This is a genomic window from Streptomyces poriticola (genome assembly GCF_036689765.1).
Lineage (GTDB): Bacteria > Actinomycetota > Actinomycetes > Streptomycetales > Streptomycetaceae > Streptomyces > Streptomyces poriticola.
Genome location: NZ_JBAGKH010000032.1, coordinates 35,270 through 57,200, shown reverse-complemented (window position 1 = coordinate 57,200; position 21,931 = coordinate 35,270). Strand labels below are relative to the sequence as shown.

The 21,931-nt window shown below is 72.3% G+C and carries 11 protein-coding genes and 4 pseudogenes; 13 read left to right on the top strand and 2 right to left on the bottom strand.

Annotation, left to right across the window (positions count from 1 at the left end):
* Positions 1-29 precede the first annotated feature (29 nt).
* From V5O46_RS27350 to V5O46_RS27315, 8 genes and pseudogenes are all read left to right on the top strand, one after another.
* On the top strand, positions 30-716 hold the full coding sequence (locus V5O46_RS27350) for a hypothetical protein (protein ID WP_332887378.1): 687 nt from the start codon (positions 30-32) through the stop codon (positions 714-716).
* 15 nt (positions 717-731) lie between these two features.
* Positions 732-887, top strand: a complete 156-nt coding sequence (locus V5O46_RS27345; protein WP_332887377.1) for a hypothetical protein — start codon at positions 732-734, stop codon at positions 885-887.
* An 81-nt stretch (positions 888-968) separates the two neighbouring features.
* Positions 969-1,472, top strand: coding sequence for an LGFP repeat-containing protein (locus tag V5O46_RS27340; protein ID WP_332887376.1), 504 nt, complete (start codon positions 969-971; stop codon positions 1,470-1,472).
* A 17-nt stretch (positions 1,473-1,489) separates the two neighbouring features.
* The gene (locus V5O46_RS27335) at positions 1,490-3,454 is read left to right on the top strand and encodes a DUF6603 domain-containing protein (RefSeq protein ID WP_332887375.1); all 1,965 of its coding nucleotides are present in this window, start codon (positions 1,490-1,492) and stop codon (positions 3,452-3,454) included.
* Positions 3,454-6,357, top strand: coding sequence for a hypothetical protein (locus V5O46_RS27330; protein WP_332887374.1), 2,904 nt, complete (start codon positions 3,454-3,456; stop codon positions 6,355-6,357). Before V5O46_RS27335 ends, V5O46_RS27330 begins: the two co-directional genes overlap by 1 nt.
* Position 6,358: 1 nt before the next feature.
* Entirely contained in the window at positions 6,359-10,834 is a 4,476-nt protein-coding gene (locus tag V5O46_RS27325) for a hypothetical protein (protein WP_332887373.1), read from the top strand.
* A gap of 16 nt (positions 10,835-10,850) precedes the next feature.
* Positions 10,851-12,614, top strand: a complete 1,764-nt coding sequence (locus tag V5O46_RS27320; protein WP_332887372.1) for a hypothetical protein — start codon at positions 10,851-10,853, stop codon at positions 12,612-12,614.
* Positions 12,615-13,176: 562 nt separating this feature from the next.
* Positions 13,177-13,715, top strand: a pseudogene (locus V5O46_RS27315) (GNAT family N-acetyltransferase).
* A gap of 62 nt (positions 13,716-13,777) precedes the next feature.
* Here V5O46_RS27315 and V5O46_RS32020 read toward each other — a convergent pair.
* Positions 13,778-13,924 (bottom strand): annotated as a pseudogene (locus V5O46_RS32020) (IS110 family transposase); the annotation flags it as partial.
* Here V5O46_RS32020 and V5O46_RS27310 point away from each other — a divergent pair.
* Positions 13,900-14,334, top strand: a pseudogene (locus V5O46_RS27310) (aldehyde dehydrogenase family protein); the annotation flags it as partial. The pseudogenes V5O46_RS32020 and V5O46_RS27310 sit on opposite strands and share 25 nt — an antisense overlap.
* Before the next feature lie 109 nt (positions 14,335-14,443).
* Here the strand turns inward: V5O46_RS27310 and V5O46_RS27305 are convergent.
* Positions 14,444-14,926, bottom strand: a pseudogene (locus V5O46_RS27305) (Rieske 2Fe-2S domain-containing protein); the annotation flags it as partial.
* Positions 14,927-15,121: 195 nt separating this feature from the next.
* Between V5O46_RS27305 and V5O46_RS27300 the strand changes: the two are divergent.
* Genes V5O46_RS27300 through fxsT form a run of 4 tightly spaced genes read left to right on the top strand, consistent with a single transcriptional unit; the run spans position 15,122 to position 21,895 of the window.
* Positions 15,122-15,856, top strand: a complete 735-nt coding sequence (locus V5O46_RS27300; RefSeq protein WP_332887371.1) for a toll/interleukin-1 receptor domain-containing protein — start codon at positions 15,122-15,124, stop codon at positions 15,854-15,856.
* Positions 15,853-16,728 carry a macro domain-containing protein gene (locus V5O46_RS27295; protein ID WP_332887370.1) on the top strand — a complete coding sequence of 292 codons (876 nt, stop codon included), beginning with the start codon at positions 15,853-15,855 and terminating at the stop codon, positions 16,726-16,728. The genes V5O46_RS27300 and V5O46_RS27295 overlap by 4 nt, the downstream gene beginning before the upstream one ends.
* A 27-nt stretch (positions 16,729-16,755) precedes the next feature.
* On the top strand, positions 16,756-18,054 hold the full coding sequence (locus V5O46_RS27290) for a TIR-like protein FxsC (protein ID WP_332887369.1): 1,299 nt from the start codon (positions 16,756-16,758) through the stop codon (positions 18,052-18,054).
* Positions 18,038-21,895 (top strand): FxSxx-COOH system tetratricopeptide repeat protein, encoded by a 3,858-nt coding sequence (gene fxsT / locus V5O46_RS27285; protein WP_332887368.1) that lies wholly within the window; start codon positions 18,038-18,040, stop codon positions 21,893-21,895. The genes V5O46_RS27290 and fxsT overlap by 17 nt, the downstream gene beginning before the upstream one ends.
* Positions 21,896-21,931 lie beyond the last annotated feature (36 nt).

Genomic DNA, 21,931 nt, shown 5'->3' with positions numbered 1-21,931 from the left:
GCCGGTTCTTGATCGACCAGGAGGCCCCGATGTCCTGGCGAGTCGCGAACAGCCTGGAGACGCTGAGACGTCAGCTCGACGCACGCTTCCCGGGCCGCAACACCGCCGCCGACGGCAGCATCGGCGACGCGGCCCATCAGGCGCGTGGGAGCGCCAGCGACCACAATCCCTGGTACGGGCCCGGCATCGTCACCGCCCGCGACTTCACCCACGATCCGGCGCACGGTCTCGACATCCAGCAGGTGGCCGACCGGCTCCTCGACAGCCGCGACCCGCGGATCAAGTACGTCATCGCCAACCGTCGCATCGGCACCAACCGCAACTGGCAGTGGGAGCCGTACGACGGCGCCAATCCGCACGAGGCGCACTTCCACCTGTCCGTGGTGGCCGACCCGCGCTGCGACGACGCCCACGACTGGACTCTGCCCGTGCCGGGAGTGGCACCAGACGGTGGTGGCGCCGGTGCGGACGGCACGTTCGTCACCTGGGGCACCGGCGTCAACGTGCGGGCGCAGCCCCGTCTCGACGCTCCGGTCGTCGCGGTGCTGTCCGGACCGACGCGGGTGACGGTGCAGTGCCAGATCCGGGGCGACTCAGTGGACACGGCCGGTCACACCAACGACGCGTGGAGCTTCGTGCCCGCGCTGGGTGGATACGTCTCCAACATCTTCATCGACCACCCGGCGGCCTGGCTTCCGGACATCGGTGAATGCTGAACGGGTGAGTGCTGTATGTCCGAGCCCCAGAAACTCCCCCTCGTCCATGTCCGAGGGTTCGCAGGAGACACGTCCGGGATCAACGAGGTCGTGACGGACCCCTTCCACACCGCTGCACCGATCCTCGGCGCGGACGCCCGGATCCGGCTCACCGTCACGCCCTGGCACTGACGAAAGGAGATCGGCCTTCATGGTTGCTCTGTCCAACGTCCTGTTCGGAGCTCAGCACGTCAGGCCATACGGGAGGCCGCAGTGACCGCCATCGACGACAAATGGAACACCGTCCAGTGGATCGGCCCGCCGTTCGACGCGGGCGCCGGAAGCCATGAGGGACCGAACCCGGACCGGCGCGGCACCTCACGCGACTACAGCAACGGCTCGATCTACTGGTCCCCGGCGACAGGTGCCCACGAGGTGCACGGCGACATCCGGCTCAAGTATGCCCAGGTCGGTGGATCCATCGGCTTCCTCGGCTACCCGGTGACCGACGAGTTGGGCTGCCCGGACGGCGTCGGGCGCTTCAACCACTTCGAGGGCGGCTCGATCTACTGGACCCCGCAGACCGGCGCCCACGAGGTGCACGGCGCCATCCGCGACGCGTGGGCCGGGATCGGCTGGGAGAACAGCTTCCTGCGCTACCCCACCACCGACGAGACCGGCACGGGCAGCAGCCGCTCCCACCGCTTCCAGCACGGACACATCAGCTGGTCACCCACCGAGGGTGCCGTTGCCCACCGCAGCACCCCGATCGACTGAGGGCGGCGAGAAGTCACATGGGCGCCATCCCAGGACTCGAACTGGAGCGGTTCGCCGCCGGTCAGGTTCCCGAAACCGTGGACATCGACGCGCCGCTGCCACCGGTGCGGCTGCGCGGGCGGCTCATGCGGAGCCCCGACTTCAGTCAGCTGTCCGGAGTCCTCAGCGCCTCCCTGCCCGTCGTCACGGCGACCGCGTTCGGGGAGGCCAGGCTCAAGGGGGACGGCAGCCCCTCGTTCCTCGTGCTGCTCGGTGCCTCCTTCCCCGAACCGGGCCTCCAGGTCGGCTTCGGCTTCGCCCTCAGCGGCGTCGGCGGGATCGTCGGCGTCAACCGGCGGGTCGACCGTGAGGCCCTGATCGGTTCCATCGCCGACGGCACCGCCGACGACCTGCTGTTCCCTCCGGACCCCGCCCGGGCGGCGCTGCGGGTCCTGCCCCGGCTGCCGGCGCTCTTCCCCGCCACACCGGGCCGGCTCGTGGTCGGGCCGATGTTCAAGATCTCGTGGGGCGGGCGGATGATCTCCCTGTCGGCTGCCGTGGTCGCCGAACTGCCCGACCCTGTACGGCTCTCCGTGCTCGGGGTGCTCAGAGTGGCCGTACCGGACCCGGCCGTACCGCTGATCGAGCTCAACGCCACGTTCGCCGGCCAGTACGACAGTGCGGAACCGAGCGCCTTCCTCATGGCGAGCCTCAACGGGTCGCACATGGCGGGCATCCCGCTCAACGGAGACGTCCTGGTGCTGAGCCGAGGCGGCCCCGACGCGACCTTCGTGCTCAGCGCCGGAGGTTTCCACCCAGCGTTCACCATCCCCCGGGGCGTGCCGCCGCTGCGCCGACTGAGCATGAACCTCGCGCCGGTGCCGTGGATCCAGCTGCGCTGCGAGGCCTACTTCGCGATCACGAGCAATACCGTGCAGTTCGGCGCGCAGCTCTCCCTGGTCGCCGAGATCGCGGGCTGTGGCCTGCGCGGCCAGTTCGGCCTCGATGTGCTCGTGTACTTCGAGCCCGCCCTGAGATTCACGGCGGCCATGCGGGGCTCCCTCGCCGTGCGGGTCCTCGGCGAGACCCTGCTGGGCATCGCGTTCTCCCTGACCCTCGAGGGCCCCGCTCCCTGGCACGCGGTGGGCCGCGGCAGCATCGACCTCTTCCTCTTCGAGGCATCGTTCGACTTCGACGAGACGTGGGGAAGCCGCCCGCCGCCGCTGCCGACCGCGCCCCCCGACCTGGAGGAAGAGCTGCGCACGGCGTTCCGGCAGCAGAGCGCCTGGACCGTGCTGCCGCCCGGGGACGACCGCACCCCGGTCCGGCTGTCACCTGCCGCGAACCGGCTGCTGGCCGCCGGCGGACGCGTCCACCCGCACGGCAGGCTCGTGGCCCGGCAGCGCGTCCTGCCGTTCGGCGTGGACGTGCAGCGCTTCGGCCGTACCCCGGTCGAGCCCGCCCAGCGCTGGGACGTCGCCGTCGCCAGGCTGGGCGAGGACGACGCCGGCCGTGCCGCCACCTTCGACTCCTTCGCGCCCGGTCTCTTCCTGGGCATGACCGAGGACCAGCAGCTGGGCAGTCCCGCGTTCGAGGACTTCCGCTCGGGCGTCGCCTTCGTCACGGACACCGGTACGCCGGACGACAGCGCGTTCATCACCGCGACGTTCGAATGGGAGACCCGCGTCATCGACGGAGTGCACCTGAAGGTCATGCGGCGGGCCCCCCGGGTGCTCGACCTGGTGGATGCCGAACTCGTGGCTCTGGCTCCCTCCGTGCGCAGCCCGCACTGGTGGCAGCCGGCGCAGCAGTCGATGACTGTCACCGAGCGGCCCGCCATGGCCGTCATGTCGACCTGGTCGATGACCAAGGTCGCCCCCGAGAGCACGGGCGTCGACACCGGGTCGGCGACGGGCGGCGCCCCGGCCGCCGCCGAGCTGCGGCTGCGGCTGGCCGGCCACCGGGACCTGAAGGCAGTGGAGAGTTGGGAGGTGCGGGACTGATGACGGAGGATCTCCAGTTCGCCCCCCACATGCAGAGCTCCATCGGCGCCGCGGTCTCGACCACGATGCCCCACCTCCTGCCGACGCTCAGCCCCGAACTGACCCTCGTCGGGCCGGGCGGCCGGACAGTCACCATGGATCCGCCCGGGACGGGCCTGCAGATGCTCGGACCGGAAGGCGTCGTCGGCATCGACCCGCGCCACATCCTGCGCATGGAGCCGACCCCGGGCAGTGCCGACGTCGAACCGAACTACCTCGCCTGCATCGAGTTCGACCTGCCCGAACTACCCTGGCTGTTCACGCCGGCCCGCGCCGACCAGGGACGGCTGCGCCCCTGGCTGGCCCTCGTCGTCCTCGAGCGCGCCGACCATCAGCCGCAGCCCGGCCGGCCCCTGCCGTTCGTCGACGTCGCCCCGGCCCGGTTGCCGGATCCGGCCTCCTCCTGGGCGTGGGCGCACGTCCAACGGCCCGCGGGCCGCGCCGGTCCACTCACCTCCCGGCTGCTCTGCCCGAGAAGACTCGAGCAGTCCACCCCGTACCTGGCCTGCCTGGTACCGGCGTTCGAGGGCGGACGCGTGGCGGGGCTGACCGACGGAGACCAGCCGGTCGACGCGCTCGGCGACGCCTGGCAGGTCGGCGGCGGCGTCGTACGGCTGCCCGTGTATCACCACTGGGAGTTCACCACCGGCGAAGCAGGGGACTTCGAGCAGCTCGCGAGCGCCGTCGTCCCGCTGAAGAAGGACGAGATCGCGGCCCTGGGCGGCGTGTCCGTCGACATCACCGAACCATGGCGCAACGGTGAACCTCTACGCACCTCGGACGGCACGCCCGCACGGCAGACGATCGTGGTCCAAGGGGTGCTCTCCCTGCACGACCCGCCCGACGACACCGTCGACGCGGCGGCGGTCGAGGACTTCATGACCCGCGTCGCCGACCAGATCAGCCGCGGCGCCGAGGACGACGTCACCCTGCCGTTCTACGGCGGGCACCATCTGGTGCGGCGGGGGATCGACGCCGGGGGCACGGGCTGGCCGGCCGACCTCAACCTGTGGCCGGAACGCCGGATCCCGGCCGCGCTCGGAGCCGAGTGGGTCCGCGAGAACCAGGAGTTCCTCATGGCCCGCGCCTGGGAGCAGGTGGGACCCATCCGGGAGGCCAACCGACTCCGGGCACGTACGGCGTTCTGCACCGAGGTGGCCTCCTCCGTGCACCGCCGCGACATCGGCACCCTGGACCCGGCCGAACTGCTGAGGCTCGCCGGGCCCGTCAACGACCGGGTCATGACCGACAGCGGTCTGCCGCTGCGGACCGAGATCGCCGTGAGCCCCGCCCCGACCGCACTGGCCGACCCCGCCCTGCACCGGTCGGTGCTGCGCTCCCGCGGGCCGACCTCCCGCCGCACCGGAGTACGGCCGGGCTCCTACGTGGCGCGTGCGCTCCGCGGCGAGCTGATTCCGCCCATGCCCGCACCAGTCGTCACCGCCCCGCAGGCCACAGCGCCGCTAGCCGGAGAGGACAGCGATGAACTGGCCGCCCGAGTAGGATCCGCGCTGCGTTCCGACGACTCCCACCGAGCCGGGACCGTCCTCCGGGTCCTGTCCGCGATGGCCGTCTCCGCCGAGGCGAACGGCTTCCCGGACCAGGCACAGGCACTGACCTCGGCCGTCGCGGACCCGGTCCGGCGAATGGTCGGCGAGACATCCGAGGACACACCGGCGGCCGAAGGTACGGACGGGACCATGCCGGCGCTGCGCCTGCTGTCCCTGGAGCGCGCGTTCACCGCCACCACCGTCGCCCCCCTGGTCGGCGATCTCGCCGAGCGTTTCGGCGCGATGTCCGCCGGCCCCGCTCTCAACGTGCCCGTGCTGCACCATGTGCTGGCCTCGGACTCGATGTCGGACGACCCGGGCAGTCACCTTCTCGAACTCGGGGTGCCCGTCGACCAGAGCGCGCTGGGCGCGCGGCTGACGACGGCCCTCGAACCCGGCCCGCTGCTGGCGGCACGGCTGGCGCACCAAGCCTCACCGGAGCCCGGATTTCTCGCCGCCGAGACCCCTGCCCCCACCGACCCCGTCATGATGTGCCCGTCGTTCCCCGCCCCGCTCGCCCTCGCGCTCAAGGAACGCCTGCCGGACTGGTTCCTGCCCGGCTCAGCCCTGATCCCGGACAACCGCGCCGTTCTGCTCAAGGCCAACCCGGAGTTCATCGCCGCCTTCATGGTGGGCGCCAACGACGAGATCAACCGGGAGCTGCGCTGGCGGGAGTATCCCACCGACCTCAGAGGCACTCCGTTCACCCAGTTCTGGCCCCGGACCGACGGGGTGTCCGACGTCCCTCCCCTCCACACCTGGACACCGGACGGCGCCTTGGGGTCCCACCTGGCGGCCGGCGCGGGCGGACTCGACGTCCTGCTGATCCGGGGGCCGCTGGTCCGCCGCTACCCCGACATGACCGTCGCAGCGCTGCCGCCGGAGGCCCGGCACCAGCCCGGTCTCGCCGAGGAGAGCTGGCAGCGCCCCGTCATGATCCTCAACCTCGACGAGCAGACGGCCGCATACGCCTTCGAGCTGCCCGAGGCCACCGTGCACGACTGGTGGTTCGTCCTGGCCGAGAACGCGCACCGGGTGCGGTTCGGCTTCGACACCGCGGAGACAGCGACGGTCCAGCAGGCCGACGAGGAGACCCACGAGGCGCAGCCGCGGCCCCCCTGGAGCGACCTGGACTGGGGCGACGTGGACGGCGGTCGCGGCTTCGCGGAGATCGACGGCCGGGTCCTTCCCTCGCCCGGCACGCCCACTCCGGTGTCCGGCGGACGGTGGAACGCCGCCGAGGTGGCCAACATGGCCCTCCAGCGCCCGTTCCGCATCGTCCGATCCGCCCGCAGCCTGATCGGAGACCCCTGACGTGAACACGGACATCGCGCAGGCACACCGCGCCGTCGCGGACGCCCGCATCGCCCTGGACTGGTCCAGGGCCGGGCTCGCCGGATACGAGAAGAGGCTCCTGGGAAGCGAGGCGAACGACGCGGGCGTGCAGCAGGAGATGCTCGATCAGCGCCAGGAGGTCGCCGACGCCGAGACCCGGCTCCAGCAGGCCCGCGAGGTCTACCGCGAACTGGCCGGCGCGGCACCGCCGCTGTGGCCGGACGGTCCCAAGGACCCGGTGCTACTGCTGCCGCTGCGACTGGAGACCGTGTTCCGCACCTCCGACGGCGGCGAACCCGAACTCTGGATCCGCACCTACCCCGACGAGATACACGTCGACTCCCATGAGACGGCGCTCACCGCCGCGGAACGCACGGCCACCGAGACCTACTGGAAGGCCGTCTGGGCCGCCGGCGGGAACCAGGAACGGCGCTCTGCCGCCTGGCGGCACCTGGTGGCCGTCATCGGCCCCGGGCGGGCCACCTGGGCGACGAAGCACTACCACCTGCAGGGTGAGCCCCCGAGCACCGAGACGCCCGACGGCACCGCGGCCCCCGATCCGGGGCCGTTCACCGATGAGCCACCGACGCGCGAGAGCGCCTGGACCCGGGCGGCCCACACCTACGTCCTCCCGGACCGGCTCGTCTTCTCCGGCTACCAGGTCACCGGAGACGGCCAGATCGGTCTCGTCTGGCGGCAGGAGGGCGCAGCCGTCCCCGGGACCCTGGACGTGGGCCTCGGCCCCACCGCCACCGCGCCACCCCTGTGGCTCACCGACTTCGGAAAGGCCGTCGAGGTCGGCATGGGAGTGCGCGTGCCCCTGACCGGCCTGCCGCAGCACTTCGACCTGCTCACCGTCACCGGCGTCCGCGGCGGCCCGTCGCAGCACACGGCCGGGCTCGTCGGAACCCTCCTGGAAGCTCACCGCTGTACCGACGGCCTCAGTGTGCTGCCCACCGGAACGCCCACCAACAACACCGCCGAGAAGCGGTCGGCATGGCAGTCCCGGAGCCCGCAGGCGGCACCCGAACAACTCGCTGCGCAGCGCGCCGCCTTCGTGCCGGGCAGCCGTCAGGCGGCGGCTCGGATCGCACACGCGCTGGGGCCCGCCGCCGGGTCGGTGCTGACGGACGTCCCCGACGGGCTGACCGAGGACGACCACGACCTCCTGCTCCATCTGCGGACCGCCCTCGGCGCACTGGCCGCCGCCTCCACCAACTGGCGCTCGCTCGACCTGAGGGAGGGAGAAGAGACCAAGATCCACCCTGACCTGCTGTTCCTGGTCTCCCACTACGTCGACCACGTCCACGGGCGGGGCTCGCTGCCCAGCGTGCGCGTGGGCCGCCAGCCCTACGGCATCCTTCCCGCCACCTCGCTCGACCTCTGGCACGGCACGGAGGTCGATCTGCGCATCCTGAATCACCTGCTCGGCTTCCGCACCTTCGCCGAGTCCCAGGGCTGGCGTGCCCCCAGCGTCGTCTCCGGCGGCGACCCGGACGCCACCATCAACGATCTCCTGCACCGCCTCCCCGCCTCCCGGCGCCTGCGCTGCTACCTCCAGACGCCGAAGACCCCGCCGTACGAGCCGCTGCCCGAGACACCCATCGGCACGATCCCGTATCTCAGCGGCTTCACCTGGGCGGAGCGACCCGACCCGGAGGAGGTGCCGCCGGCACCGCCCCTCGAGTTCGACGTACAGCAGGAGACCACCCAGGAGCTGCGCGAGCTGGTGGACCACTCCCCGGTCCGCGGCATGTGGGACTGGTGGCAGGAGACCGCCCCGCTGCTCGCCGCCCAGCACGAGATGACCCCCGAACGCGCAGAGCGCCTCCGTGCCTTCCAGACGATGATCAGCGGAGCCTCGACGGGCAAGCTCGGGCTGTTCTACCACGTGGCGACCATGGTGCTGCGTATGCACCAGGAGGCCCTGCGCCGGCAACTGGAGGACCACGGTGGGCGGGTGGAACCCCGCGTCCGCCTCCTCGACGGTCATCTGACGGCCCCGGCCGGCGTCGCCCCGGACTCCTATGACTGGATCTGCCTCGCCCTCGACCAGCTGTCGGAGGTGGAGGACCGGGCGCACGGGGACCTCCGCCACGTGGAACGACTGCTGTGCGAAGTCCTGGACACCCAGACGCACCGGCTGGACGCGTGGACGACCTCGGCCGCGTCGGCCCGGCTGGCGAGGCTGCGCACCGACAGTCCGGCGGGCACCCACCTCGGCGCATACGGCTGGGTCACCGGCGTCACCCCCCGCGAACAGCAGCAGGCGGACGAACAGGAGACCGGGGTCACGGGCGGTGGGACGACCGACGAGGTGACCGGCGAGGGCACGGAGGAGGCGCACGAGACGGACATCGAGGGGCCCGGCGGCGCCTCAGACCCCCAGGAGACCCATGACGGCTACCTCATCGCTCCGTCGATGCACCACGCCACCACACTCGCCGTGCTGCGCTCGGGCTGGCTCACCCACACGAACCGTCAGGCCTTCGGCATCAACCTCACCTCCAGCCGGGTACGGCGGGCCCTGTCGGCCGTCGACGGCATCCGCTCCGGTCAGACACTGGGCGCACTCCTCGGCTACCGCCTCGAACGCTCCCTGCACGAAGCACGGTTGGACGTGCTCATCCGTCCGCTGCGCGTCAACTACCCCGTTCCCGACCTGGTCGACCCCGGCACGGACGGAAGCGAAGAGGCCCGTACGGCGACGGCCGCACAGTCCGTGGTCGACGGTCAGGCCCTGCTCGACGACTGGCTCGCGCACGGCCGACTCCTGGCCGATCTGGGGCTGGACGTCACGGAAGCGGACCTGCCGCTGCTCGCCCAGGCCGACGGATTCGTCCAGGAGCTGGAGGCGACGGTCGACGCGGTCGGCGATCTGCTTCTCGCGGAGAGCGTGCACCAACTGGTGGGCGACAATCCAGTCAGAGCGGGAGCGGCGGCCGACGGCATCGCCCGGGGAGACAGGCTGCCCGAGGAGTTCGACGTCATCCGCACCCCGCGCTCGGCGGTGGCCGTCACCCACCGCCTCGGCCTGCTCACCCCGGCCGGAGGGACAAACGGATGGGCCACCGGCCGTCCGCTCGCCGCCCTCGAACCGAGCCTGGAACGCTGGTGCCAGATCCGCCTGGGTGACGCCTCGGCCTGGACGTTCGACTTCGGCGACCCCGCGGCACCGCTCACGGTCGCCCTGCCCGAACTGGGCATCTGCGCCCTCGACGCGGTGCTCGGCGCCGGGCCGGCCGACGACCCCGCCGACGACAAGCCCGACGACGCCCCGGCCCGGGACAATGCCTTGGCCCGTCGGCTGCTCCGGCAGGCCGCGGCCCGTTCGGACCCCGGGGCGGCGCCGTCCCGCGTCACCCGCGCCTCCGCCGCCCGCTTCGCCGAACTCCAGCAGCTGTGCCGGTCACTGGCACGTGTGCTCCGCGACGCTCGGCCCCTGCTCACCTCCGACCTCGCCGCCGCCGAGGCCGACAGCTGGGCCGGCGCCGACCTGCGCGAGCTGTGGACCCGGGTGACGACCTGGCTCGACGCGGTCAGGGTGAACCTGGCCTGGGTGCGGGAGCAGGCGAAGCTGCTCCCGGACGGAGCGGAGACGCTGACCCGGTACCTCGACGCCCTCGCGGATCACGGCGTCCACTCCGCCTGCACCCTGGGGCCGCCCGGCGACCCCACGGGCGTGGAAGCCGTCCGCGCGCAAGCCTCCTTCGTGCTCGACCACTTCAACGCCGCGCCCCTCGCCGCCGTGCCCGAACCTCGGCCGGAACCGTCGGCCGCGCTCAAGTGGGTGACCGCGGTGCGCACCGCGGTGGCGGGCGTGCTCGGTGAGTCGCTGCCCGTCCTGCCGGTGCTCGACCTGAGCGGCACCGACGCGGGCACCGCGCTGACGGCCCCGCGGCCCGACGGCGCGGACGACGACGCGGTGACCGACTGGCTGACCGACATGGAACGGGTCAGGCCCCGGGCGCGCACCCTCGGCGACGCACTGGCCGCGTCCGAGGTCCTCGCCTCGGGCCCCCCGAGCGGCTTCACCGTCGCCCAAAGCCCCGGTGGACGGCCGTGGATCGCGCGCGGGCCGGTACCCGCGCCCTCCCGCAGCGAACCGGCGCCGACGCAATGCGCCGTACTGCGGACGGACGCTCCTCCGGACGCCGGCCGCGTCACGGGACTGGTGGTGGACTCCTGGACGGAGACCGCTCCGGAACCCATGGACGAGGAGATGGGGGCGCTCGCCTTCCACTACAACCAGCCCGACGCCCGTGCCCCGCAGGCGTGGCTGCTGGCCGTACCCCCCGATCCGTCGCGCGGCTGGTGCATGGAGGACCTGCACGCCGTGGTGGAGGAGACCTTCGCCCTGGCCAGGGTCCGCGGGATGGACCTCACCGATGTGGCAGAGCTGCGCGGCCTGCTGCCCGTGCAATGGGCCGAACCCCCCACCGGGGGCATCCACTGAAGCCCGTGGAGTAGTCATGGCAATGTTCCGCTATGAACCGGTGCCACGCGACACCGGTGTCGAGGAGGCGCTCGCCGCCGTGACGCACGACGCCGCCTGGTTCCTCGCCCGGCAGTACGCGTTCGGCGAGTTCGGCGGCGACGATGCGGCCTCGCCCGTCGACGTCTCCGTCACCCAGGAGAGGCACCTGCTCGACGGCTGGCACGGTGGCTCCCGGAACGACGCCACCGAGTGGCAGTCGTACGACCCGTCGTCCATGGTGCTGGAGGAACTGGTCGAGGAGGAGAGCCAGGACGGGCCCGATCCCCGGCTGGTGCTGGCCGGCGCCCTGCGCTGGCGGCGCGCCCTGGCCGCGGCGGGGCTCCTCGCCCTGCTGCCCGCCTTCGCCCGTACCTGCGCCTTCGGCCCGTCCGGAGCCCTGGCACCGGACGCCTCCGCGGCGGCGGTACGCGACAGGCTGCCCGACCCGGTCGCCCTGGCGCCCTGGCTGGAACGCCTCGCCGCACGCGACCAGGAGGCTGCTGCACGGTTCGGCGCGGCCGAGGACACCCGTGAAGCCCTCGCGACGGCCGCCGCCGCATGGCTGGCCTGGTGGACCGCGCGCATACCGTCGCAGCCTCACACACCGCCCCGCACCTGGGACCCGCATCGCATGGAGTACTCCTTCTCCGTCCGCGCCTCCACTCTGGCGGACGTGCCGCTGCACGTGGGCGAGTACAACGGGGGACACCTCGACTGGTGGGCCTTCGACGCGGCGCCCGCCCGGACACCGGTGGCCGAGGCCGCACTGTTCCGCGACGAGCGGAAGACCATTCCCGCTCCGGCTCGTTTCGGCGGTATGCCCGTCTCCCGCCTGTGGGAGATGGAGGACGCACTCGTCGACTTCGGCTCGATCGATGCCTCGCCTGCCGACCTGGGGCGGCTGCTGCTCGTGGCCTACGCCACCGTCTACGAGAACGACTGGTTCTGCGCACCCCTGCCCGCTCAGGTCGGCTCGCTGGCCAGGGTCGTCGACTGCACCGTCACCGACGTCTTCGGCGGTGCCACCGTCCTGGCGCCCGCAGCCGCCGAGGACCCCGAGTGGGGCGTGTACGGACTGAGCGAGTCCATGGGAGCCGCGGCGGGCCACAGCGGGGACGGCGAGGCGGGACCGGCCCCCTCCCCGTGGTTCTACCGGCCCGCTTCGCTGCCCGGCGGCCTGGAGAGCCCGCCCATGGAATCCGTGCTGTTCCTGCGCGACGAGGGCATCAACCTGGCGTGGGCCGTCGAGGAGAAGGTCACCGACCGGGCCGGCGAGCCCATCGACCGCTACGCCCGCTGGATCGCCGCGGCGGCCCGTTCCGCGCAGGCGGCCTCTCCTGCGGCGTCCGGCCCGAACGGTGCCGGGGCGGACGGTGCCGGGGCGGACGGTGCCGGGGCGGACGGTGCCGGCCCGGACCGCCCGGTCCGCTACCGGGTGGCCACGACCGTCCCGGCGCACTGGTATCCCCTCGTGCCGGAGCTGCTCGACGGGCAACCCGACCAGGAGCAGTACCGACTCCGCCTGGTCCGCCTGATCAGGGACGCGTGGGCTCCCCCCAGCCCCCTCGGCCGCCTGCTCACCGAGACCGACTGGCTCCACGAGGAGGAGGTGCCGCGCTCCGGTGTACGCGTCGAACGCAGCCGTCAGTTCAGCCGCTGGCGCGACGGCGACGCCCACAGCTGGACCACGCGCCGCAAACGCAGCGGAACCGGAAGCGGCTCGAGCGGCCTGCGTTTCGACGTCCTCGAGGAAACCTAGGAGGCCATCTTCGCGGCGGACGCTGTGGTCGTCGGCCTCCTCCCGCCATTGGCGACCATCCTCGGCCCGCACCAACTCCTTCCCCGGTCCCTCGCTCGCGAGCGGATCCTCACCGTCCGCGTCCCGGCACAGTTCAGGGGACACCCACCCGTCCAGCACTTCCGGCAGCGGCGGCGGGGCGGCCTGGCGCACGTGGTCGAGGGTGAGCAGGATGCCGTCGGGCCGGTCGACGGGGCGTCGTACGGAGTCCGGCGGACTGGCGAGCCACAAACGCTCCCGCGAACGCCGGTCGTCCCGTAGACGCTGGTGGCTGCTTTGGACGGCCTCTCGCAAGAAGCCGATCAGTCCGGTGGTGACGGCCTTGCCCGCCATCACGGCGGTGTTCGGGCCCGCGTACGCCGAGGTCGGCACCCACCCCAGGCGCACCCGGCTGCCGACTGCCGGGAACCGCCGTACCACTTCGTCTCCCGGGTCACGCGTGTCAGGACATCTCAGGGGGACAGGAAGTCACGAGGGACCGCGAGTCTTGATCGCTGCGGAGGCCGCTGATTGGCTGGCCGGCATGAATGATCTCGGACCAGTTGCGTGGCCGCCTGCACCGATCAGGACCGACAGGCTCGTGCTGCGTGAGCCCCAGACCCGGGACCGTGCGGCGTTCATCGAGCTGCTGGCTTCGCCGGAGGTGCACACGTACCTCGGTGGACCCCTCCCGCGTGACGAGCTTGAGCGTGAAATGCCCGAGGTGCCCGAGCGGTGGCCCGGGAGCTTCGTCGTTGATCTGACGGGGCGTTGATCGGCCAGATCCTGCTCAGGAGAGCAACAGGGCACCGTCGCCCGGCTGCCGTGGGGAAGGTCGAACTCGGCTACCTGTTACTGCCGCGGGCGTGGGGGTCCGGCTATGCCGCCGAGGCGTGCGCGGCGGTACTCGACTGGTTCGCCGGCGTCCTTCCCGGCGAGCCGGTGATACTTGCCACCCAGACCGCCAACGCGGGCTCGATGCGCCTCGCGGCAAAGCTGGGGTTCACCGAAGTGGAACGGTTCCGGGCCTGGGACACTGAGCAGCGGCTCGGCATACGGCCCCCGATACCGCCCTCCGATTGAGCCCACGCTCGACGGCTCGGATCTGCCGAAGTGCCGTGGGTGAAGCCGGGCGGGTCTGCCGGTCATGCAGGCGCTCGGACGTTCGGCGGGAAGGCGCGCTGCCCGTCGAGGGGCTGCCGGGTCCCAAGGCAGTGGTGACGTTGTCCGAGGAAGCGGTTGAGCAGGTGGCGCGCCGCCCGGCAGTGTGCGGGCGGGGCGCGAGATCGCCGCGGCGGCCGCCGCGGACCTCAAACGGGTCCATCTCGAACCGGGTGGCAACGCCCCGGTCCTGGTCCATGACGACGCCGACGTCGGGGAGGCCGCGGCGCAGCTGGCCACGGTCGCCTGCTACAACGCCGGGCAGGACTGCACGGCGCCGAGCCGGCTGCTGGTGCAGGCGGACGTCCACGACGCGTTCGTCGACGCGTTCGTCGGGCAGGCCGCGGAGCTCGACGCAGGCACCGCCTTCGGTCCGCTGAGCAACGCCGGGCAGCTCGCCACGGTCGAAGGGGCTGCTGGGCCGGCTTCCGGCACACGGAGGATCGTGCTGGGCGGAGCGGTGACCGGCGGGCCGGGCTTCTACCACGAGCCCACGGTGGTGGCCGGTGTGCGCCGGCATGAGGAGCTGGTACAGGAGGAGATCTTCGGGCCGGTGGTGACCGTTCAGTCGTTCACCGACGAGAGCGAGGCGCTGCGTCGGCGAGCGACGCCCGCTACGGGCGGCTGGCCGCCGACGTCTGGACCACCGAGGCGGGCAGCTCGGGCAGTGCGGTGGCCGCCGCCTTCCCGGGGTCGCCCGGGAAGGCGAACACGAGGCCGTACGCCTCGCGGACGGGGTAGCCGCGCACACCGCGCGGCGGTCGGCCGTCGCCCTTGGACAGATACGGGATCCGGGAGATACGGCCGTCGCCGCGATAGGCCCACGCGTGATAGCGGCAGCGGAGCGTGTCGCCCCCCACCACCCCCATGCTCAGCGGCATCTGCCGTTGGGCGCACCGGTCCTCGACCGCGTGGGCGGTGCCGCTCTCCCCACGGTAGAGGGCGATGCGCTCGCCCGCGAACGCGGTCGCGAGCACCTGCCACCTGCGCAGGCGGCGAGACAGCGCGACCGGATACCAGAAGTCCGGGTGCACGCCGACGCGCCGCAGGTCGTCGACTGCGGAGCCCGGATCGGGGTACCCCAGGACCGGACCGTTCCCGGACCCGTCGGAGTCGACGTCGGTATCCGTCATATGTCTCCCCGTCACCCTCAGGATCCGCCGTTGACCGGACGCTCCCGCTCCCGGCCCGGGCGCGTGGTGTCGAGGTGGCCGGATCGCGGGAAGACTGCGGGACACGGAGGGCTACGTGCCCCGGTTCGGGAGCAGTTGGCTTGTGTCGGACCATTCGTGCGGCGGGGCAGATCGGGGCGTCCTATGAAGATCTTCTTGAGCTGGTCCGGAATGCCGTCCCGGAGGTGCGCCGAACGGCTCGCCTCGTGGCTTCGCTACTTCAGCGACGAGATCGACCCGTTCGTGTCCTCGGAGAGCATCAGGAAGGGCGCACGCGGGCTGGACGAGATCAAGAGACAGCTCGACGAGAGCTCCTTCGGGATCGCGTGCGTCACCCGGGCGAACATCGACGCCCCGTGGATCACCTTCGAGTCAGGCGCCCTGTCCAAAGAGGTCGACGAGCGCAAGGGCCAGCTCGTGCCCTTCCTGCTGGAGGGCAGCCACGACGACCTGGAGGCGGCGAGCAGCCCGCTGCGCCAGTTCCAGTCCGCTCGGGCGCACGACGAGGAGGACGTGCTGAACATGGTCAGGACCATCAACACGGTCCTGCGCGAGTCGGCCAACCGGCCCCCGGACAACAGCCGCGTCGACAGTCTCTTCCGCAAGGTGTGGCCGGAACTGCGCGACGCCCTCGCCGCGATCGACTGCACGGGGGGAATGCGCGATCAGGCACCGCCGCGCCGGTCCGCACAGGAGATCCTGGAGGATCTCACCTCGCTCGTTCGGGAGCAGATCAGCAGGATCACCGATCTGGAACAGGCCGTGGAGGCACTGCGCGACGAACAGAGCGGTCCGCCCCGCAAGAGGACCAGGTTCTCGGGTGTCTACGATGAGCCGACCCGCTCCATGCCCGCCCAGGCGGACGGTACGGGTAATGAGGAGACGGTGTGATCGGGGCGTTCAGGCACCAGCTGCGTACGGTCCTCGGTACCCGTCTCGGCCTGACCACGACCGGCCGCGCCTGCGCCGTCCAGTTCGGTCTGCTCTCGGGGGCCGTCCAGCTGTACCTGACCTTCTGGCCGGACAGCTCCCTGCCGCGCGGAACGGCGTTCCTCGCGGTCGTCGGCCTGTCGCTGGCCGGCGGCATCCTGCGGTCCTGGCCGCGCAAGCAGGTCGGCCACGAGTTCCTGCGACCGGGATTCCGGGTGAACATCGAGGTCGGCGACCTCTTCGCACAGCCGGGCCATCTGGTCATCGGCAGCAACGACGTGTTCGACACCGACACCCGGGACGATCTGCTGATCATTCACGGCAGCGTGCAGGGCCAGTTCCTGCACCGCGTGTACGCGAGCGAGACCGCTCGGCTCGACGAGGAACTCGGCGCCGCGCTCGCCGGGGCGCAGCCGGTCGGGGTGGAGGAGCGGGCGGCGAAACGGGCGGGGAAACTCGTCCGCTACCCCCTCGGCACCGTCGCTGTGCTCGGCCTGCCCGCACGGCGCTACTTCCTCAGTGCCTACGGCACGATGCGCAACGACCTGACGGTCGACTCCGGACCCGACCAGATCTGGAACAGTCTGGGAGGGCTGTGGCAGGCGATCCATCTGCACGCCCGCCGCGAGGCGGTGGCCATGCCGGTGATCGGATCGGGCATGGCCCGCATCGACAGTATGGACCACACCAGTCTCATCAAAATGATCCTGCTGTCCTTCGTCACGAGGTCACGCCGGTCTGTCGTCTGCAAAGAGCTGACGATCGTGGTCCGTCCGGAGGATTATGGACAGGTCGACATGCTCGAGTTGGCCTCGTTCCTGCGGACCCTCTGACCGCCGGACGCGTGGGGAGGGCTTGGTGTGGAACAGGCGACGGAGCGAACGGACCCGCACGTCCCGTACTTCTTCCTCAGCTACGCACACACGCCACGCCACGCGACCGACGGCCCGGATCCGGACATGTGGGTGCGCCGGCTCTACCAGAACCTCTGTGAGCACGTGCTGATGCTGACGGACCTTCCGGCGGGCGAGTCGGTCGGGTTCATGGACCACGCCGTGCGGACGGGCGAGGAGTGGAGTTCGCGCCTGGCCGCCGCGCTGGCCACCTGCCGGGTGTTCGTCCCGCTCTACTCCCCTCGCTACTTCGCCAGCGACCACTGCGGCCGCGAGTGGCAGGCATTCGCGTCGCGCCATGCCCGGGGCCCGACGGCATGGGACACCGCCCCGCCGGCGATCGTGCCGGCGCTGTGGGTGCCGGTGCACGGCGAGCGCCTGCCCCCGACCGCGAGGAGTCTGCACCACGGCCACGAACGGTTCGGCCCGCACTACGCCTCGGAGGGCCTGTACTCCCTGATGAAGCTGCGCCGGTACCGGACCGACTACGAGCAGGCCGTGCTGCTCCTGGCCCAGACGATCGTCACCACAGCCCACGACATCCCGGTGCCCCGGGGCGCCCCCCCGGACCTCGCGGCCCTGCCCAGCGCCTTCGGGTCGCCTCCCGTACTGCGCCGGCTGCGCATCGTGGTGGCGGCGCCCAGCCGGCGCGACCTGCCTCCGGGGCGCTCGGAACGCTGCTACGGTCCCTCCCCGGTCGACTGGAACCCCTACCGGGGGAGCGACGCGGACGCCTCCCGGCCGCTCGCCGACTTCGCGGCGGAGCAGGTCAGCGGGCTCGACTACCTCACCACCGTCGAGCCGCTCGACGAGGCGGTCGGCAGCCTGCTCGCCGAGGAACGGCCGTCGGCGCCGACGGTGATGCTGCTCGACCGCTGGGCGGTGACCGACCCCGGACAGCGGGACCTGCTCACCAGGGTGGACGCGGCGGCTCAGCCGTGGGTCGTGGTCGTCGTGCCGTGGGACCGTTCCGATCCGGACAACGCATCCTCGGGCGCGGATCTGCAGACCGCCCTGGAGAAGACCCTGCCGCGCACGCTCCAGCGAGGCCGCAGCGTCTCCCGGGCCGCGACGGGCGGGGTGCCCTCGCTGGCCGCCTTCGCCGACATCCTCCCGACCGTGATCCAGTGGGCGGCGGCCCAGTTCCTGCGACACGTGGCTCCCGTCTATCCACCCGCCGGACCCCACTTCCCCCGGCCACGGCTGCTCGGCCCCGTCCCGGAGCCGGAATCCGCCCAGGAGACGCGCGATGACCCCCGGACCTGACGGGCAGATCGTCACCTTCTATTCCCAGAAGGGCGGCACCGGCAGGACCATGGCCCTGGCCAACGTCGCCTGGATCCTGGCCTCCAACGGCTACCACGTGCTGGCCGCCGACTGGGATGTGGAGGCGCCGGGGCTGCACCGCTATTTCCACCCGTTCCTCGACACCGCGGCCTCGGCCGCCACCACGGGCGTGCTCAACCTGTTCTCCGGCTACGTCACGGAATGGCGCACGAGGCCGGGTACCGAATCGGCGGCGGACCTGAGGCACCGGCTCGCCCGGGCCCTGCCACACGCCGTCTCCGTCGACTGGACCTTCCCCGACGGCGGGAGCCTCGACTACATGCCCTCGGGGCGGCAGGACGGCGAGTACCTGACGCACCTGATGGACTTCAGCTGGCGGGAGTTCACCGAGCGGTTCGGCGGCGCGCGGTTCCTGGAGGCGCTGCGCCACGACATGAAGAGCCACTACGACTTCACGCTCATCGACAGCCGCTGCGGCGTGAGCGACCTGGTCGGCCTGTGCACCATCGACATGCCGGACGTCCTGGTCAACTGCTTCACCCTGAGCACGCAGAGCATCGAGGGCGCGGCACGCATGGCCCGCTCCATACTCCGGGACGTCCATCCGCGTCCGCTGCGCGTGCTGCCCGTCGCGACACGGGTCGCCGACGGCCGGGACACCCGCCTGGCGGCCGCCCGCGAGCTCGTCCGCGTCAGCTTCCAGGACCTGCCGGCCGACCAGTGGACCGGCCTGGAGGTCCCGCACCGGTCGGAGTACGCCTTCGAGGAGACGCTCGCCACGTTCGCAGACCGGCCGGGGCGGCCGGACAGTCTGCTGGCCGCGTTCGAACGGCTCACGGAGCGGATCACCGAAGGCCGTGTACGACACTTCCCACCCCTCGACGACGAACTGCGCAGACGCCATCTCGCCTCCTTCGTCAGGCAGCTGTCCCCCGTCGCCACGCCACTGCGGCTGTGGTACGTCCCACAGGACCGGATGTGGGCGGACTGGGTCCACTGGCTGCTCACCCGCTCCGGCTTCGAGGTGATCGCCCCCGGCACCGGTGCCGCGTCCGGCGCCCCTCGCACGCTGGCCCTGCTGTCGTCGCCCTTCCTGCGCTCGCCGCAGTGCCGGACGCTGTGGGAGAGCATGGGCGATCCCGGTTCCGGCTCCGCGGGGCAGCTGATCCCGCTGCGGGTCGAGCCCGTCGCGCTCACGCCCCCGTTCAGCGACTACGACCCCGTCGACCTGACCTCCCTCGACGAGCCGCGTACCGCCCAGGCCCTGCTGCGCAGCCTCGGCCTGTCCGGCGAGGCGGCGGACAGGGCTCTGGGACCGGCCCGGCCGCGATTCCCGCGCCGGACGCCGGACATATGGCAGGCACCGCCGCGCAACCCCGTGTTCGTGGGCCGCGACCGGCTCCTGGAGCAGCTCGACGCCACCTTGAAGGTCGGACGTCAACAGGCCGTGGTGCTCCCCGTGGACGGCCTCACGGCCACCGGGCGAACCCAGCTGGCAGCGGAGTACGTCCACCGCTTCCAGGCGGCGTACGACGTGGTGTGGTGGGTTTGCGCACAGAGCCGCGAGTCGGTCCTGCTGTCGCTGGCACGGCTGGCGGAGCGACTGGGCATCGGGGGCGGCGACGGCGTGCCCATGGCCGCGCGCCGGGCCCTCGACGCACTGGATGCCGGCCCCCCGCACGGCCGGTCGCTCCTGGTGTACGACAACGCCGGCGCGGTGCCGGGCTTGTCGGGGCTGTTGCCCACCGGACCGCATGGGCACGTACTGGTGACCTCCCGGGACCGCGCGTGGAGCGAGGTCATGGACCCGGTCTGGGTCGACGCGTTCACCCGGGAGCAGAGCATCGAGCTGCTGCGGCGCAAGGCCCGGACGCTGTCGGCCGCGGACGCGGACCGGATCGCGAACGCCGTGCGGGACACGCCGCTGGCGGTGGCACAGGCCGGATCGTGGCTCGCGCGGTTCCCGTCGGCCGACCACTACCTGGGCCTGCTGGCCGCCCGGAGCGACGACCGGGCCACCACACGTGCGGACGACCCGGCCCCCCCGGCGGTCGCCGCCAGTACCGGCGTGGCCCTGACCGCCCTCGCCGAGCACGCTCCTGCGGCGCTGCGGCTGCTCGCCCTGTGCAGCCATCTCGCGCCGCTGCCGCTGCCGCTGGCCCTGCTGCACACCGACACCGCGTTGCGCCTGCTGCGTCCGCACGACCCCTCGCTGCACGAGCCGATGATGGTCGGCAGTCAGGTGCAGGAACTCGGTCGGCTGGGCCTGGCGGAGGTCGACCAGGCCGGCAAGACGCTGAAGGTGCACCGGATCGTGCAGCGCCTGGTGCTGTCCCGCCTCTCCGCCACCGCGGTGGACGATGTCCGCCACGAGGCACACCGGCTCCTCACCGCTGCCGCTCCCCCACGCGACGGTTCCCCCGCCGGGGCGGACGATTCGGCGTTCGAGCGGCTGTGGCCCCACCTCGACCACGCCGGTGCCGACGCGTGCCGCGACGGCGACACCCGGGCCGTACTGCTGGAACGGCTGCGCCGTACCGCCGAGTTCGGCATGCCGACCCGCGCTCTCGAACTGGGCCGCCGGCTCGACCGGAACTGGTCCGCCGCCGACGGGGGCGGCGACGACGACCAGGTGCTGCGGTCGCGCAACCACCAGGCTGCCGCATTGCGGAGCCTGGGAGCCTATGAGGAGGCGCACGGCCTGGACACCCGTACCCTGGCCCGCCAGCGTGGGCTGCTGCCCCCCGGACACGCACACACCTTGATCACCGCGGCGGGCCTGGCGGAGGACCTGCGGGCGCTGGGCCGGTTCACCGAGGCACTGGAACTGGCCCGCGAGGTGTCCACCGGATTCCACAAGCTGTTCGGGGAAGACCACCCCCGCGCGCTGACCGCCACCGAGGCGCTCGCCCGGTCGCTGCGCCTGGTGGGCGACTACCAGGCCGCGCGGGAGCAGAGCCTGGCCACCTGGCAGCGGCAGTGCCAGGTGTTCGGAGACGGTCATCCGTCGGCCCTCGCGACGGCGCTGAGTCTCGCCCGGGACCTGCGCGAACTGGGCGACTACGCCGGCTCCGTGCGGGTACTGCGCCCCGCCCTGGAGAGTCTGCGCGGCCGGAACAGTCACGGCGCGCTGCGCGCGGCGGTCAGCCTGTCTGTCTCCCTGCGCCGCATCGGACGGCGCGACGAGGCCGACGAACTCGCCGCGGACGCCGAGGAGGGGTACACGACGCGCCGGGACAGGGACGATCCCGACTGGCTGGCGTGCGGCGTCAACCTGGCGGCCCTGACCGCCGGGGCGGGCGACCTGGCCGCCGCGCGCACCGTGATCAGCCGTCTCCAGCACGGTGTCACCCAGATGCGCGGACCCGAACACCCGGACAACGCCGTCTGCGACCACAACCTCGCGGCGTGGCTGCGCACCGCGGGAGAGACCGGTGAAGCGCTGGCGGCGGCCACCCGGACGGTCGGCTCCTTCAGCGAGCACCTGGGCGACGCCCATCCGTACACCCTGTGCGGACGGCTGACGCTGGCCAATGTGCTGGGCGACCTGGAGCAGTTCACCGAAGCCGAGAGCATGGCGCGGTCGTGCGCGGCGACGCTGCGCGCCCGCCTCGGGGACGGCCACCCCGACACCCTGATCGCGGACCTGTCCCTGGCCGTGACCCTGCGCGCGACGGGCCGCACCGAGGAGGCCTCCCGGCTGCACGGCCGCACGGTGACAGCGCTGGACAGACGACTCGGCGCCGGACACCCCTGGACGGCGGCGGGCCGGGCCTGGCGGCGCCTCGACCGGGACCTCGAACTCCTGCTGTCCGCCTGAGGCGGCCCCAACTCGCCCGCGGCGCGGCGGGTCGGC

Bases quoted from the DNA above. Each gene is read 5' to 3' on its own strand.
- V5O46_RS27350 (WP_332887378.1), top strand. From the start codon at position 30: ATGTCCTGGCGAGTCGCGAACAGCCTGGAGACGCTGAGACGTCAGCTC.
- V5O46_RS27345 (WP_332887377.1), top strand. From the start codon at position 732: ATGTCCGAGCCCCAGAAACTCCCCCTCGTCCATGTCCGAGGGTTCGCA.
- V5O46_RS27335 (WP_332887375.1), top strand. From the start codon at position 1,490: ATGGGCGCCATCCCAGGACTCGAACTGGAGCGGTTCGCCGCCGGTCAG.
- V5O46_RS27330 (WP_332887374.1), top strand. From the start codon at position 3,454: ATGACGGAGGATCTCCAGTTCGCCCCCCACATGCAGAGCTCCATCGGC.
- V5O46_RS27320 (WP_332887372.1), top strand. From the start codon at position 10,851: ATGGCAATGTTCCGCTATGAACCGGTGCCACGCGACACCGGTGTCGAG.
- fxsT (WP_332887368.1), top strand. From the start codon at position 18,038: ATGACCCCCGGACCTGACGGGCAGATCGTCACCTTCTATTCCCAGAAG.